Below are 13,987 nucleotides of genomic sequence, written 5' to 3' on the forward strand. Positions count from 1 at the left end.
CTGGCTGTGGTACGCATCTATAATCTTTTGCCGTAAATCAATGGAGTACGCTTTCATTTTTAACTCATCAAATATTCACCCTTTTATACCTCATTCACTTGAGAAAGGCTATATTGCAGTTGCTATGCTCCCAGTAGTAATTCTAGTAAAACAAATTCCATTTGCAGTTCCTAAAGATACTATCGCCATCATCTGTAGAGGACCGGGACTGGCTGAACGTATAGCAACAGCCTAACTATCGCTATTACAGTTGTGCATCTATTGTGTACTTAGAATATCTACTACTAGATTCCTGTCTATTAGCTAAATCTAAAGTTACTAACCAGAAAAAAAATGCGTCTGAGAAATTACAGATGCACTCGAATATAATAAAAAATGCGTCCGCACAATCGCCGACGCATTCTAATTATTTCAGTTAAAAACTGAATCTATCCTTGTAGTGCCTCGGCACCGCCGACGACTTCGAGAATTTCCTGAGTGATTGCTGCTTGACGCGCTTTGTTATAAGTCAGCGTCAGACTTCCAATCAATTCTTTGGCGTTATCGCTGGCGCTGTTCATTGCTGTCATCCGCGCTGCGAGTTCGCTAGCTGCTGACTCTTGCAATGCACGCAACAACTGGTTATTCAAATACAGGGGTAACAAAGCATCCAGAATTTGCGCTGGATCTTGCTCGAAAATCATATCCCTGGGGAATGCTTCGACAGGGGTTGTGACTTTATCGCGAGTTACTTCAAAATTGCCGCCTTTGGTTGTGAGACGGAAGATTTCGTCATCAGCTGCTTCTAGTCCTTGCCGATCTAGAGGTAGCAATGTTTGGACGACAGGACGAGAGCTAATCAACGATACAAATTTGGTGTAGACTAGCTCAATTCTGTCCACGTTTTCTGATAGGAACAAGGACAACAGTTCATCAGCAATCATCGATGCTTCTGCTGCGGTAGGAATTTGCTCCAGTCCGGTGTATGTGGCATCAATTGGCTGGGTGCGGCGCTGGAAATACTGGGTGGCTTTGCGACCGACCAGTACATATTTGTAGTCCAGTCCTTCTGCTTTGAGTTCCTTGGCGCGGGCTTCGGCGCGACGGATGATATTGGTGTTGTAGCCACCGCACAGTCCGCGATCGCCTGAAATTACTAGCAACCCAACCGACCGCACTTCCCGTTGTTTGAGCAAGGGAAGATCTACGTCTTCAAACTGCAAACGGGTTTGCAGACCATATATAACTTGAGCCAAACGGTCGGCAAATGGGCGAGTAGCAAGTACCTGCTGTTGGGCGCGGCGCACTTTGGCAGCTGCTACCAGTCGCATCGCCTCAGTTATTTTCTTTGTGTTTTTGACCGACTGAATGCGATCGCGGATCGCTTTGAGATTAGCCATAATTTTTTTTTGTTTAGGGGTTCCTCTTGCTCCCCCCTCCCAGCAAGGGAGAGGGGTTGGGGGTGAGGGTGTCAGGCTACGCAGATACCAAGAAAGTCTTCTTGTATTCAGCGATCGCTTCCTTCAAAAGTCCCTCTGCTTCATCCGTCAGCTGCTTCTCCTTGCGGAGGATTTCACCATACTTGGGCTTGCTGGTTTTCAAATAGTCCCGCAGACCCTTAGCAAAACTGGCGGCTTTATCAACAGCAATATCATCGAGATAGCCATTCAGACCCGCATACACCACTGCCACTTGTTCGGCGACACTCAGCGGCGAGTATTGTGACTGCTTCAACAGTTCTTGCAAGCGCTGACCCCGCGCTAGCTGGTCTTGTGTTGCCTTATCCAAATCCGAGGCAAACTGAGCAAAAGCACGCAAGTCGTCGTACTGTGCCAGTTCCAGTTTCAACTTACCCGCCACCTTCTTCATCGCTTTAGTTTGAGCGGCAGAACCCACGCGGGATACTGAGATACCAGCGTTAATTGCCGGACGCAGACCAGCGTTGAACAAGTCGGAAGACAGGAAGATCTGACCATCAGTAATCGAAATCACGTTGGTGGGAATGTACGCAGACACGTCACCAGCTTGCGTTTCGATAATCGGCAGAGCAGTCATGCTGCCTTCGCCTAGTTCGTTACTCAACTTAGCCGCACGCTCCAGCAAACGGGAGTGGAGATAGAACACATCTCCAGGATAAGCTTCCCGTCCTGGTGGACGACGCAGCAGCAATGACATCTGGCGATAAGCTTGAGCCTGCTTGGAGAGGTCATCGTAGATAATCAGCGTGGCTTTGCCTTTATACATAAAGTATTCAGCCAAAGCAGCACCCGTGTAAGGAGCCAGATATTGTAGTGTTGCTGGGTCGTTGGCGCTAGCATTAACAACAATCGTGTAGTCCATCGCTCCCCGCTCTTGCAGGATACCGACTACTTGGGCGACAGTGGAAGCTTTTTGCCCGATGGCGACGTAAACGCAGACAACGTTTTCTTCTTTTTGGTTGAGAATCGTGTCTACAGCAACTGCGGTTTTACCCGTCTGTCTGTCACCAATGATTAGCTCTCGCTGACCGCGACCGATGGGAATCATAGCGTCAATAGCTGTAATTCCGGTTTGCATCGGTTCGTAAACCGAGCGACGCTCAATAATCCCAGGTGCGCCTGATTCAATAAGACGCGATTCAGTTGTTTGGATGTCTCCTTTGCCGTCAATTGGACGAGCCAGAGCATCGACCACGCGACCGAGCATAGCGTCTCCCACAGGCACCTGAGCAATCTTGCCAGTCGCCTTGACGGTGCTACCTTCTTGGATTTGGCGACCGTCGCTCATCAGCACCGCGCCCACATTGTCTTCTTCCAAGTTCAGGGCGATGCCAACGCTGCCATCTTCAAATTCTACAAGTTCTCCAGCCATGACCTTTTCCAGGCCATAGATCCGAGCAATGCCGTCTCCTACCTGAAGAACGGTTCCAACGTTGGAAGCCTTAACTTCTTGGTCGTACTGCTCAATTTGCTGCCGAATAATGTTGCTAATTTCGTCTGGTCTGATAGCGATCATGATCGGTTGTTAGTTGTTAGTTGTTAGTTGTTAGTTGTTAGTTGTCATAGTTCATGGTTCAGCGGCGAATGAACAATAAACCCATGAAACATGGCAACGGACTATGTGGCGCTGCTCAGATGCATTCCAATGCGGCGGATCTGTCCGCGCAAGCTTGCGTCTATAACTTGAGAGCCTACTTTGATGATGACTCCGCCAATTAAATCCGGGTCAATTTTCGTATCCAGTTCCACTTCGCTGGCGCTGGTTAAAGCCTTAACCTTGTCACGCACGCTCTGTTGCTGCGCTTCATTGAGATCCACCGCTGAGGTGACTTCAGCCAAGACAGTTTGCTTGAGTTCGCGTAACAGAGCTAAATAGTGTTGGCAGACTCCTTCGAGGAACATAATGCGGCGTCTGTCTACTAGCAGTTTCAAGATGTTGATGGTGAAGGGATCGAGCTGCTCCCCGCCAACCTGCTGCAATACTGCCTTTTTTTGTTCGTTCTTGACTATTGGAGAACCTAGAAACAGCTGCAAATCCTCAGAGCTTTTGATTATGCTCAACAAGGAGCGCATATCTTCGCCTATCTTATCTGTTTTGTTCTGAGACTTAGCCAAGGACATCAGCGCCTCAGCGTAAGGTTCTAGGACTTCAGCGCTTGCCATACTGCCTTTCATGCTCAACCTCCTAACCCCGCGATACTACGGTCTATTAATTGTTGTTGAGTATTGTCATTTAACTGACTTTTCAGCTGAGACTCTACTTGCTGCATGGCCATTGCCGCAACCCGTTGACGCAATTCGGCGATCGCTCTTTCTCTTGCGGCGTTCGTATCCTGTTGAGCTGTTGTCTTCAAGCGTTCCACATCCCGAACAGCATCTGCCAAAATTCTTTCTCTTTCCGCCTTGGCGTTTTCTTCTGCTACTGCGCGAAGCCGTTGTGCTTCCGATTGGGCTTGGGTCAACTTCTGCTGAGCGTCGGAAAGTGCAGCAGCGGCTTCCTTCTGTTTAGCTTGTGCTTCCTTAATCGCCGTTTCAATTTTTGAGCGTCTTTCTGTCAGGATGTTACCTATAAACTTCCGCCCAAAGTAAAACAACACCCCGATAATAATCGCGAGGTTTATCAGGTTAGTTTCTAAAATGTTTGTATTCAGACCAACCCCATGACTCGCTGATTCAGCTTCAGCCGCCGCTTCTGTAGCCAGTAATAAAAAAGTCCCCATGTTGCTCGTCCGTTGAAGTATGAATTCTGAATTATGAATTTTGAATTATGAATTTCATCCATTCATAATTTACAATTCATAATTCTTGTCTATTTGACCAGTGATGGTCCTAATAGTTTTTCCACAATCTGGCGACTAAGTGCGTCTACCTGTTGCTCTAGAGATTGAAATGCTTTGTTCTTTTCATCTTCAATCTCTTTACCTGCCTGTTCTCGTAGCGCGATCGCTTCTGCTTGCGCTTCAGCCATCTTCTGCGCTGCTATTTTCTGAGCATCTGCTTGCGCTGCCGCAATTATCGCGCTCGACTGACGGCGCGTTTCTGCTAGATCTTGCTCGTATTTTTTGGTCAGGCTTTCAGCTTTCGATAGCTTCTCCCTGCCCTCTAGAAGATTGGTGCGGATGTAGTTATCCCGATCGTCAATTGACTTTGTTAGTGGCTTGTAGAACACTGCATTTAACACAGCCACTAAAATCAAAAACTGCACTGCCATCAATGGCAGGGTGGCATCAAGATCGAACAACCCCCCTTCTTTGGCAGCCGTTTCCACAGCCAGCAGAATGGTCCAGTTTGTCATAATTTTATGACCCTCTTCTCAAAAAGGGTCTTTACTTTCTGCTTATTGAGATGCAATTTTTACAGTTGTAGTGATTGTTTTTTCCAGCGCCCAGACTGGTTAGATTTTAAATTTTGGATTTTAGATTTTAGATACTATCTAAAATCTAAAATCTTTGTTTTTTCTTGTTAGCCTGAGCGCTGAACCTACAATTTACGCGAAGGGGTTGGCAAACAGCAGCACTAGCGCCACGACCAGACCGTAGATAGTTAGCGCTTCCATGAAGGCCAAGCTCAACAGTAGAGTGCCGCGAATTTTACCTTCTGCTTCTGGTTGACGAGCAATACCTTCTACTGCTTGACCAGCTGCATTACCTTGACCAATACCAGGGCCAATTGCGGCTAAACCAACAGCGAGAGCAGCAGCCAAAACTGAAGCAGCAGAAACTAATGGATCCATGATTTTCCTTACCTTAAATACAGTACGATTTGCGCTTTTAGATTTGAGGGGATTTCTGAAAAAATCCCTAATCCCAAATCCAAACTTTTTTACTAGAGCCACGACTTGAGTTCTTTACTACTCAATCGTGATGCCCTTCCTCACCATGACCGTGATCCTCTACAGCTTCCCCAATATAAGATGCTGCCAGCGTCGCAAAGATTAAAGCCTGAATTGCACTTGTGAACAGACCTAAAATCATTGCTGGCAATGGCACAAACAGGGGAACCAAGAGAACCAAAACCGCCACCACTAATTCATCAGCCAATATGTTACCGAACAGACGGAAGCTGAGAGAGAGGGGTTTGGTGAAATCTTCCAAAATCTTGAAGGGCAACATGATGGGGGTTGGGTGGACATAATTGCCGAAGTACCCCAATCCCTTTCTGCTAAAACCAGCGTAGAAATACGCCAAGCTTGTTAGCAGTGCCAGTGCCACTGTTGTATTAATGTCGCTTGTGGGAGCGGCTAGCTCACCTTCTGGTAGCTTAATCAGCCTCCAAGGAATGAGTGCCCCCGACCAGTTGGACAAGAATATGAACAAAAACAATGTGCCCACAAACGGCACCCAGGGACGATATTCTTTCTCACCTATTTGGGTTTTGGCCAAATCTCTAATAAAGTCCAGCGCGTACTCCATAAAGTTTTGCAGTCCGCTTGGAATTCGCTGGAGATTTCTAGTCGCTGCTAAGGAAGCTATGACTAAAATGGCGATTACTACCCATGAGGTAAGAAACACCTGGCCATGCAGTTTGAGATTGCCCACTTCCCAGTAAAAGTGCTTGCCGACTTCCAATTCAGCAAGTGGCAAAGAATTTAGGACGCTTAAACCATCTAACATGAACATTGCGGCGATGTCCCCACCAGAGCAAGAGAAGTCAAGGATGACCTAACACACAATTTATTTGGTATTAGGCACGAGAGAAGTTCGCAGCACGTATATGATGAGCGCGGCTTTGTAAGTGAGAAATCCCAAAAAAATGGGCAGAATTTGTAATTTTTGCCACTGTGTAGCTACTACCATCAGCCCAATAAAAAGCCCGAGTCTATTAGACCCAAGACGCTTCTTTTCGCCGCCCAGTCGCTCAACATCTTTAGCCAACATTCTCAAGTAAACCACACCAGTGGACGCCCCAAGCAAATAATTCAGGGCAATGTTGAGGGAATAAAAAATCCATACACAGATAAAAATAATCCCGGTCAAAACAATTGTTACCAGCAACAACGATTGTTGTAGTTGGTAAAACTCTTGCATGGAAGCGTTGGGTTGGCTGTCTGCCGATACTTCGTCAGATAGCTCTCCCGGCGTTACTGGTATGGGTGTTTGAGATTCGTCTGATAAATTCACGGAACTGGTAAGTTAGTCCAGTTAGTTGACTTGTCTGTTACAGAGTTCAAGCAATAATGTTGTAAACTTCGGTGAAAGCTGCTAAACTCTCTCCAAATTACCGTAAAAGCTTGTAATTCTAACTTTTACTTGGACAACACTACGCGATCGCTCCCGCCGCAGAGCGGCAAGGAAATTCTTTATTTGGAGCAACCCCACTCAAATTGCTTTTGTTTAAGCCGTCATATTGTGGGGAGAAGAGCGACGAGTTTTTTGCCTCACACGCTTCAACTTGAATATACCATGCAGTGGTAACAATACTTAAAAAAGAATTAATGCTGTAAATGTTCTGATTTACTCGAATAGTTACCAGCGATCGCCCATACCGCAACCGTAAGTGATTGAATATCTCAAGTTGTACGTCGGCTGCTAGAGGTCAAGGCCGGGAAACATAACTTAATCTGTAGTCATAGCAAATCGTAAATAGCTTTTTAAAAGGGATTTATCAAATGAAGACTGGAATTCACTTACTAATCGGCGTTTTAGGATTAACCTCTATCATAAGCCTACCCGCGATCGCTCAACCGACCCGCGTCGAAGACTTCTTCAATAGTGTCCCAGGAAGGGGTAACGAGACTTTTGGCCCCCTCAACCAAACTGGAGATGAACAAGCCCCTAGCTATAATCGGGCGAGCGATTCCCGCCAAATGACGACAGCAGCAAACAGCACCCTGCTAGATCGAGCCGCAAGCAACAATCAGTTCAAGCTCCTCGCTATGGCTGTGCAAGCGGCAGGCTTGAGCGACACTCTGAAGGGAGAAGGGCCTTTCACGATTTTTGCCCCTACGGATAAAGCCTTTGCAGCGCTCTCACCCCAGACAGTAGATAAGCTACTAAACCCCGAAAATAGAGATTTACTGCGTCAGGTGCTGGCTTATCATGTAGTTCGCGGTAAAGTTACATCCAGTGCTTTAAAAAGCGGACAAATCGAAACTTTAGCTGGCAAAACAGTGGCAGTACAAGTTAATAGCTCTGGTGGGGTGACAGTTAATAATGCCAATGTGACTCAACCAAACATCAGTGCAAGTAACGGGGTCATCCACGCAATTGACCAAGTGATTCTACCACCACAGATTCAGGCTCAGATAGATTCAGCACCAGCAACTCAGAAGACAAACCCAGCCCTGTAATAAAATGCTGCGATCGCTCTAATTTTTGTCCCCTAGCTGCCTATGCTAGGGGAGAATTTTTTGCTCGCAGCATAAGATACACTTCCTTGGTTGTAGTGCATCGAAATGAAAACCGTGATAACTTCTGGCGAAGACATACCGCGTGCGATCGCGCGTCTGCTTTTTGCTTAACTTGGTGTCAGCATAATTAGCTGCTGGTCGAGGAGCGATCGCACGCCTGTTAACCCTACTGGCACATCTGTCAAAATTTCTTCTACAGTTCTACGTTTTTCTGAGTTGGCATCACAAACTTGCAGAAATTCAAACTCAGATTCGGACAAATTCACAATTTGATAATCGTAATTAAACAAGCAACGACTAGGCCATCCGTCCATACAAGGATTGCGATCTGGAATCGCTGAGAGAAGCGCCCGTTCGTGCGACCAATCTACTTTAGTTAACGGTGGACGTGCCAGAAAGAACTCATAGTGAGTGACTGCTTCGGGATCTAATAATTCAATTAAGCGATAACGTTCGCGATCGCTTAACCCTTGCGCCCTTTCCATCAATTCTGGATTTTTCCCTAAAAGTCTTTCGAGCTGCCAATATTTGGGATTAGAAAAACCGATAAATTCCAACCCAGAAGCATCAATTAATTCAAACAGCGTCTCGATGTTATAGTCAATTTCTTGGGGATGAACGTACATATCGGCAAAGCACTCATCGCGCTGATTTTCCAGCGACCAGCGTTCTTTTTCCCTCTTGACGAGCCGATTATCTTCTGGTAAAGAAGCAAATATCTGACGTCCTACTTTAACACCATCGCGGTAGTCGCCGCGCTTGTCACCTTGTAGGAGAGCGATCGCCTTCTGCATCAGTTGAATTTCCCAGCGTCCCTGTTCACCATAGACAAAAATGTGCATCAATCCCCCAGGCGCTAGCTTAGGGGCTAGAGACTGAATCCCCCGAATTGGATCGGGCAAATGGTGTAGCACTCCTACACAGTTAATCAAATCAAACTCACCCGGAACCTGCGCCACATCGTACAGACTGAGGTGATGAAACTCGACTCGATTGGCTCCGGAACGCTGACATCGCTCAGATGCCACAGCCAAAGCACCAGAACTCAGGTCAATACCAGTGACGTGCGCGTGAGGATTGAGGTGAACCAAATATTCTGTTCCCACGCCAGTGCCGCATCCAGCATCCAAAATGCGGATATCCTGTTTTTGCGGTTTTTGCCCAGTGCAAAAACTATAAGCAGCCAGCCAATTCCAACGCCAGTTGTACCCTGGAGGTGGGCTATCCAGTAGCGGTTCTGGGGGAAAGGGGTAAGTATCGTATAGCCGCTGAACGGCAGAAGTAGTATTTTGATTAATTTCCATATATTTTTTTGTACCAGACAAAGCCGCTCTGTAACGTTGGGGCTTAGTATTATCCAAGACAGTCTATCTGGAAAGTGGAACCCATGTAACCCTGACGCTGCTTGGTTGGCCTTTTTTAGGACTTGGGAAGCAACTTCACCAACACTGCTGAGTGTCGGACATGATGGAAGTGGCTGTTTTGGCCCCCCAACTCTTAAAAACGTTACCTAAATTTTTCAAAATCTACACACTTCTTAACAAAGCAGCGTAAACAACGCGAAAAGTTCTAATCTAGAAAACTGAACAGGTAGACGCTCGGCAGTTGTTTTGAACAAGCCCAGGCTCCAAAGCTGGGAATTAGCGCAAACAAAATTTATCTATAGGGAGCTTTTGGAATAATCATGAGTGTTAAAGCCAGTGGTGGAAGCTCAGTTGCACGTCCGCAACTATATCAAACCGTACCCGTGGCTACAATTTCGCAAGCGGAACAACAAGACCGCTTCTTAGGGCGTGGCGAACTCGATGAACTAGCCAGCTATTTCAGTTCTGGCAGCAAGCGTTTAGAGATTGCAGAAACGCTCACCCAAAATTCAGACCTGATCGTGTCTCGTGCTGCCAACCGCATTTTCGTGGGTGGTTCACCGATGGCTTTCTTAGAAAAGCCAAAGGAACCAGCGAGGGAAATGGCTGGTGTAGCTACAGCCGGGGGGATGGATGTCAAAGAAGGCATGAAATTGGGAACCGTCACCTATGTAGAAAGTCGGGGCGGATTCTTTGAAGGATTGCGATCGCTCTTCAGCGCCAGTGGTGGCGTGGGCACCAGTGCCACTCCTCCTGGCTTCCGACCAATCAACGTTGCCCGCTACGGCCCTGCTAACATGCAGAAATCGCTGCGGGACTTAGGGTGGTTCTTGCGCTACGTCACCTACGCGATCGTAGCTGGAGACCCCAACATCATCTCCGTCAATACGCGGGGATTGCGCGAAATCATCGAAAGTGCTTGCTCTACCGATGCCACCCTCGTGGCATTGCAGGAAATGCGGCTGGCAGCTTTGGGTTCCTTCCGCAAAGATGCTAAGGCAACTGAGATTGTCGAGAGCTACTTTGAAGTCCTGATCAACGAATTCAAAGCCCCCACCCCCTCAGACAAAGTACGGCAGCGTCCTTCGGGCGACCAACAAGGTCTGCAACTGCCCCAAATCTACTTCAACGCAGCCGAGCGGCGTCCCAAATACGCCATGAAGCCAGGGCTGTCGTCATCTGAAAAGCAAGAAGTTGTAAAAGCCGCTTATCGGCAAGTCTTTGAGCGCGACATTACCCGCGCTTACAGCCAATCCATTTCTGACCTAGAATCCAAGGTCAAAAACGGCGACATCTCCATGAAGGAGTTTATCCGCCGCTTGGGTAAATCTCCCCTTTACCGGAAACAGTTCTACGAACCCTTCATAAACAGTCGCGCTCTAGAACTGGCCTTCCGTCACATTCTTGGACGCGGCCCATCCAGCCGCGAAGAAGTACAAAAATACTTCTCTATCGTCTCCAACAAAGGTCTGCCTGGTCTGATAGACGCTCTGGTAGATTCTCAAGAATACTCCGACTACTTTGGCGAAGAAACAGTACCGTACCTCCGAGGTCTGGGTCAAGAAGCCCAAGAGTGTCGCAACTGGGGACCGCAGCAAGACCTGCTCAATTACAGCGCACCTTTCCGCAAGGTTCCTCAGTTTATCACTACATTCGCCGCTTACGAGCGTCCGCTGCCCGACCAACACCCCTACGGCTCCGGTAACGACCCCCTGGAAATTCAGTTTGGGGCAATCTTCCCGAAAGAAACCCGCAATCCCAGCACCCGTCCGGCGCCTTTTGGCAAAGATACTCGCCGCATCCTGATTCGCAACGGCCCTGGAATTGACAACCAACTGAGCAACCCAGCAGCTCGTCCCAAGGCTCCTGGCTCCCTCGGTCCCAAGGTGTTCAAGCTAGATCAACTCCCTGGTGTAGGAGGAAACGGCGGCACCTCGCTGAAACGCTATAGCAAAGGTTCCAGCGTTAAATTCTCCGAAAGTTCTACCCAAGCAGTTATTCGTGCTTGCTACCTGCAAGTGTTTGGGCGCGATGTCTATGAAGGTCAGCGCCTAAAAGTACAAGAAATTAAGCTGGAAAATGGCGAAACTACCCTGCGCGAGTTTATTCGAGCGCTGGCTAAATCTGACTTGTTCCGCAGCTTGTACTGGACGAAGCTGTATGTAACCAAGGCTGTTGAGTACATCCACCGTCGTCTGTTGGGTCGTCCCACCTACGGACGCCAGGAAATTAACAAGTACTTTGACATCGCTTCCAAGAAAGGCTTCTACGGTTTAGTCGATGCCCTTATCGACAGCCCAGAGTACAACGAGTCGTTTGGTGAAGATACCGTTCCCTACGAGCGCTACCTGACGCCCGCAGGCTTAAGCTTGCGTAGTCTGCGTGTTGGCAGCATCGGCGACACAGGCACGCTGGTAGATAAGGAAGAAACACCGCGCTTTGTCGAACTGGGTGCAGTTGCAGAAATACGGTCGGAACCGGATATTCAGTTCCGCGTCAACCAAGGCGTCAGCAAGCAGCGCGAACAGACCAAGGTCTTCAAGCTCACCAGCACCGAAGACAAGACTCAGGTGGCAACACTCATCCGGGCTGCTTATCGGCAAATCTTTGAGCGCGATATCGAACCCTATATCGTGAAAAACCAATTCAGCAACCTGGAAAGCAAACTGGGGAATGGTGAAATCAACCTCAAGGAATTCATTGAGGCATTGGGTGGTTCGGAACTCTACATCAAAGAGTTTTACACGCCGTATCCCAATACCAAGGTGATTGAACTGGGTACGAAGCACTTCTTGGGACGTGCGCCTCAAGACCAGAAGGAAATCCAGAAGTACAACGTGCTTCTGGCCTCGGGAGGGATTAAAGCATTTATCGGTGCCATGGTGAATAGTGCCGAGTATGGCAAGTTGTTTGGAGAAGATACGGTTCCATACCGTCGCTTCCCGACGCTGCCTGCGGCTAACTTCCCCAATAGCGAGAAGCTTTACACCCAGCTGACAAAGCAGAATGATGACTTGGTGGTTCCCAGCTTCGAGCCTGTCAAGTCGCGCATGGATGCCACGAAGATGCCGATTATGTCCAAGGCGATGGCAGACTTGGCGCGTCAGGCAAGAATGCCGGATATGACCAAGCCTCGCTTTATTGAACTGGGACGCTCTTTTGCTAACGGCAACGGGCAATCTGTTGAGGTTGGTGTCGGTACGACACGCCGCAAGCCTGCACGGATTCACCGGATGAATTTAGGCATGAGCCAGAGTGAAACTGAACTGGTGCTGAATGCCATCTACTGTCAGGTGATGGATGTATTCAGCGGTCAGGTTCCCCACGAGATTCGACGTTCGGATCTGGAGAGCAAACTCCGCAACAGTGAAATTTCTGTGCGTGAGTTTGTTAAGACTCTGGCAAGTTCGGAGATCTACCGTAAGCGCTTCTATGCGCCTTACCCGAATACCAAGGTGATTGAGTTCTTGTTCCGGCACATCCTGGGACGCGCACCAGCAACCCAAGCTGAGATCCGCCAGTACAATAAACTGCTAGCAGATAGTGGCTTGAAGGCGGCTGTAGAAGCAATGGTTGATAGTCCTGAGTATGCCCGTTATTTTGGCGAGGATGTGGTCCCATACAACCGCTATCCGTCGCTGCCTGCGGGTAATTACTTGGGTAGCGTGAAAGCTCAAACCGACTTGGTTAAGCAGTCCTGGTCCGATCTGTCGCCTTCTTATCTAGGCGGACGGTTTAGCTAATTAGCTAATTTGTAGGGTGGGCAATGCCCACCCACTTCTCACAAATGAATAAGAAATTTTTTCCCTCGATCTTTAGAAAGGTCAGAGGGATTTTTTGTGAAGCCTTAGAAGAAAGAAAGTAAGAAAAGAGGCGATCGCTCTTTAACGCAGCCAATATGCTGTTACTCTTTTTTGCCACTTTTGCCAGTAATTCATCATCGCTTCTGGCTCAAACCAAAATACTTCAGCTGGCATTTCAGGTATGGCAACAACCAGCAAAGCGCACTCTATCTTAATGTCGTAGTCCTGATAAGATTGGTTGACTCCTCCCATATATGCTGTTAGTTGAAGAGGGTAATCGTAGAGGCGATCGACCGTGTTTTTAGGCTTATCTGCTGTCTTCCACTCGCAGACGCAGGGTATCCCCCGATAACTGGCAACGCAGTCTACTTTTCCGGCGTAGCGCAAATCGCGGTGGAAAACAGAGCCTTCAACTAGCCTAATATCGTGGATGTCTTGTAAGACTGGTTCGATACTGTTCCAATAGGGGAGGACGGTATCAGGAATTCGCTTGTCTTCGCCTAGCAAATAGCGTTGAATATGTTTGTGGGTTTGGGTTCCGCGACTGCTAGCGGTTTTGGTAATTTGGCTGGCTTCAGCTACTCCTACTCGCTGTTTCCAATTAGCCAGTGCATCTCTATCTGCTTGCGATTTAGTAACATTCAGTATAGTGGTGACGCTGGGGACGCGATCGCCCGATTCATCCACAAAATATTGTTTTCCCCTATCCCACACAGATTTTGCTTTGCGGCTGGGGAGTAGTGAGGTTGGTTTGAGCATTGGTTTGTTTGTCTTTGCGTGCCATGCCTCTTAATCTTATTAATAATAAAAAATATTAGAGCGATCGCCTTTTATCGAACCGCCCCGCGCAGACTAAACAGAGAATGAGTGGTAGAGGAGGGGCGATCGCTGCCTTAATCATAAAATTCAATGCTAATAATTTTCCATAAATCATATTTTAGTTTATATTTTATGTGTATTTGCACTATTTTTAAAGTTATAGTGTTCTGCTAATTGAGCCGCGAGCTTCTCTTT

Annotated in this window: 13 protein-coding genes; 3 read left to right on the top strand and 10 right to left on the bottom strand. The window is 47.8% G+C overall.

The genetic code is table 11. From position 1 onward, the window contains the following. The coding region (locus tag H6F77_RS27555) for a hypothetical protein (RefSeq protein WP_206753455.1) at nucleotides 1-235 on the top strand (235 nt) is incomplete at its 5' end. Nucleotides 236-428: 193 nt separating this feature from the next. On the opposite strand, the gene H6F77_RS11125 is transcribed toward H6F77_RS27555, so the two are convergent. The 8 genes from H6F77_RS11125 to H6F77_RS11160 form a co-directional block, all read right to left on the bottom strand. Beyond that, nucleotides 429-1,379: a F0F1 ATP synthase subunit gamma gene (locus tag H6F77_RS11125; protein WP_190488369.1), complete on the bottom strand. Its 951-nt coding sequence runs from the start codon at nucleotides 1,377-1,379 to the stop codon at nucleotides 429-431. Nucleotides 1,380-1,455: 76 nt separating this feature from the next. Next, nucleotides 1,456-2,973, bottom strand: coding sequence for a F0F1 ATP synthase subunit alpha (atpA, locus tag H6F77_RS11130; RefSeq protein ID WP_190488371.1), 1,518 nt, complete (start codon nucleotides 2,971-2,973; stop codon nucleotides 1,456-1,458). Nucleotides 2,974-3,074: 101 nt separating this feature from the next. After that, nucleotides 3,075-3,632: an ATP synthase F1 subunit delta gene (gene atpH / locus H6F77_RS11135; RefSeq protein ID WP_190488373.1), complete on the bottom strand. Its 558-nt coding sequence runs from the start codon at nucleotides 3,630-3,632 to the stop codon at nucleotides 3,075-3,077. Between the two features lie 2 nt (nucleotides 3,633-3,634). Continuing rightward, complete coding sequence (locus tag H6F77_RS11140) at nucleotides 3,635-4,177, bottom strand: F0F1 ATP synthase subunit B (RefSeq protein ID WP_190488374.1); 543 nt, start codon at nucleotides 4,175-4,177, stop codon at nucleotides 3,635-3,637. Between the two features lie 89 nt (nucleotides 4,178-4,266). After that, nucleotides 4,267-4,752, bottom strand: a complete 486-nt coding sequence (locus tag H6F77_RS11145) for a F0F1 ATP synthase subunit B' (protein ID WP_190488376.1) — start codon at nucleotides 4,750-4,752, stop codon at nucleotides 4,267-4,269. A 192-nt stretch (nucleotides 4,753-4,944) separates the two neighbouring features. Further along, the gene (gene atpE, locus H6F77_RS11150) at nucleotides 4,945-5,190 is read right to left on the bottom strand and encodes an ATP synthase F0 subunit C (RefSeq protein WP_010994186.1); all 246 of its coding nucleotides are present in this window, start codon (nucleotides 5,188-5,190) and stop codon (nucleotides 4,945-4,947) included. 121 nt (nucleotides 5,191-5,311) lie between these two features. Further along, nucleotides 5,312-6,076: a F0F1 ATP synthase subunit A gene (atpB, locus tag H6F77_RS11155; RefSeq protein WP_199321288.1), complete on the bottom strand. Its 765-nt coding sequence runs from the start codon at nucleotides 6,074-6,076 to the stop codon at nucleotides 5,312-5,314. Nucleotides 6,077-6,130: 54 nt separating this feature from the next. After that, nucleotides 6,131-6,577 (bottom strand): ATP synthase subunit I, encoded by a 447-nt coding sequence (locus H6F77_RS11160; protein ID WP_190488378.1) that lies wholly within the window; start codon nucleotides 6,575-6,577, stop codon nucleotides 6,131-6,133. Nucleotides 6,578-7,065: 488 nt separating this feature from the next. Here H6F77_RS11160 and H6F77_RS11165 point away from each other — a divergent pair, with 488 nt between their 5' ends. After that, a complete protein-coding gene (locus H6F77_RS11165) occupies nucleotides 7,066-7,746 on the top strand; it encodes a fasciclin domain-containing protein (RefSeq protein ID WP_190488381.1) in 681 nt (226 codons plus the stop codon). 167 nt (nucleotides 7,747-7,913) lie between these two features. On the opposite strand, the gene H6F77_RS11170 is transcribed toward H6F77_RS11165, so the two are convergent. Then, nucleotides 7,914-9,110: a class I SAM-dependent methyltransferase gene (locus H6F77_RS11170; protein WP_190488383.1), complete on the bottom strand. Its 1,197-nt coding sequence runs from the start codon at nucleotides 9,108-9,110 to the stop codon at nucleotides 7,914-7,916. Nucleotides 9,111-9,490: 380 nt separating this feature from the next. Between H6F77_RS11170 and H6F77_RS11175 the strand changes: the two genes are divergently transcribed. After that, nucleotides 9,491-12,913, top strand: coding sequence for a phycobilisome rod-core linker polypeptide (locus H6F77_RS11175; protein WP_190488385.1), 3,423 nt, complete (start codon nucleotides 9,491-9,493; stop codon nucleotides 12,911-12,913). Between the two features lie 141 nt (nucleotides 12,914-13,054). On the opposite strand, the gene H6F77_RS11180 is transcribed toward H6F77_RS11175, so the two are convergent. After that, nucleotides 13,055-13,732: a PD-(D/E)XK nuclease family protein gene (locus tag H6F77_RS11180; RefSeq protein WP_190488387.1), complete on the bottom strand. Its 678-nt coding sequence runs from the start codon at nucleotides 13,730-13,732 to the stop codon at nucleotides 13,055-13,057. Between the last annotated feature and the right edge of the window lie 255 nt (nucleotides 13,733-13,987).

This window comes from Microcoleus sp. FACHB-831 (assembly GCF_014695585.1).
In the GTDB taxonomy this organism is placed as follows: domain Bacteria; phylum Cyanobacteriota; class Cyanobacteriia; order Cyanobacteriales; family FACHB-T130; genus FACHB-831.

What these genes read in the sequence shown, in the direction of transcription:
- H6F77_RS11125 (WP_190488369.1), bottom strand. Translation starts at nt 1,379, where the DNA reads ATGGCTAATCTCAAAGCGATCCGCGATCGCATTCAGTCGGTCAAAAAC.
- atpH (WP_190488373.1), bottom strand. Translation starts at nt 3,632, where the DNA reads ATGAAAGGCAGTATGGCAAGCGCTGAAGTCCTAGAACCTTACGCTGAG.
- H6F77_RS11180 (WP_190488387.1), bottom strand. Translation starts at nt 13,732, where the DNA reads ATGCTCAAACCAACCTCACTACTCCCCAGCCGCAAAGCAAAATCTGTG.
- atpB (WP_199321288.1), bottom strand. Translation starts at nt 6,076, where the DNA reads ATGTTCATGTTAGATGGTTTAAGCGTCCTAAATTCTTTGCCACTTGCT.
- H6F77_RS11165 (WP_190488381.1), top strand. Translation starts at nt 7,066, where the DNA reads ATGAAGACTGGAATTCACTTACTAATCGGCGTTTTAGGATTAACCTCT.
- H6F77_RS11170 (WP_190488383.1), bottom strand. Translation starts at nt 9,110, where the DNA reads ATGGAAATTAATCAAAATACTACTTCTGCCGTTCAGCGGCTATACGAT.
- atpE (WP_010994186.1), bottom strand. Translation starts at nt 5,190, where the DNA reads ATGGATCCATTAGTTTCTGCTGCTTCAGTTTTGGCTGCTGCTCTCGCT.
- H6F77_RS11145 (WP_190488376.1), bottom strand. Translation starts at nt 4,752, where the DNA reads ATGACAAACTGGACCATTCTGCTGGCTGTGGAAACGGCTGCCAAAGAA.
- H6F77_RS11140 (WP_190488374.1), bottom strand. Translation starts at nt 4,177, where the DNA reads ATGGGGACTTTTTTATTACTGGCTACAGAAGCGGCGGCTGAAGCTGAA.
- H6F77_RS11175 (WP_190488385.1), top strand. Translation starts at nt 9,491, where the DNA reads ATGAGTGTTAAAGCCAGTGGTGGAAGCTCAGTTGCACGTCCGCAACTA.
- atpA (WP_190488371.1), bottom strand. Translation starts at nt 2,973, where the DNA reads ATGATCGCTATCAGACCAGACGAAATTAGCAACATTATTCGGCAGCAA.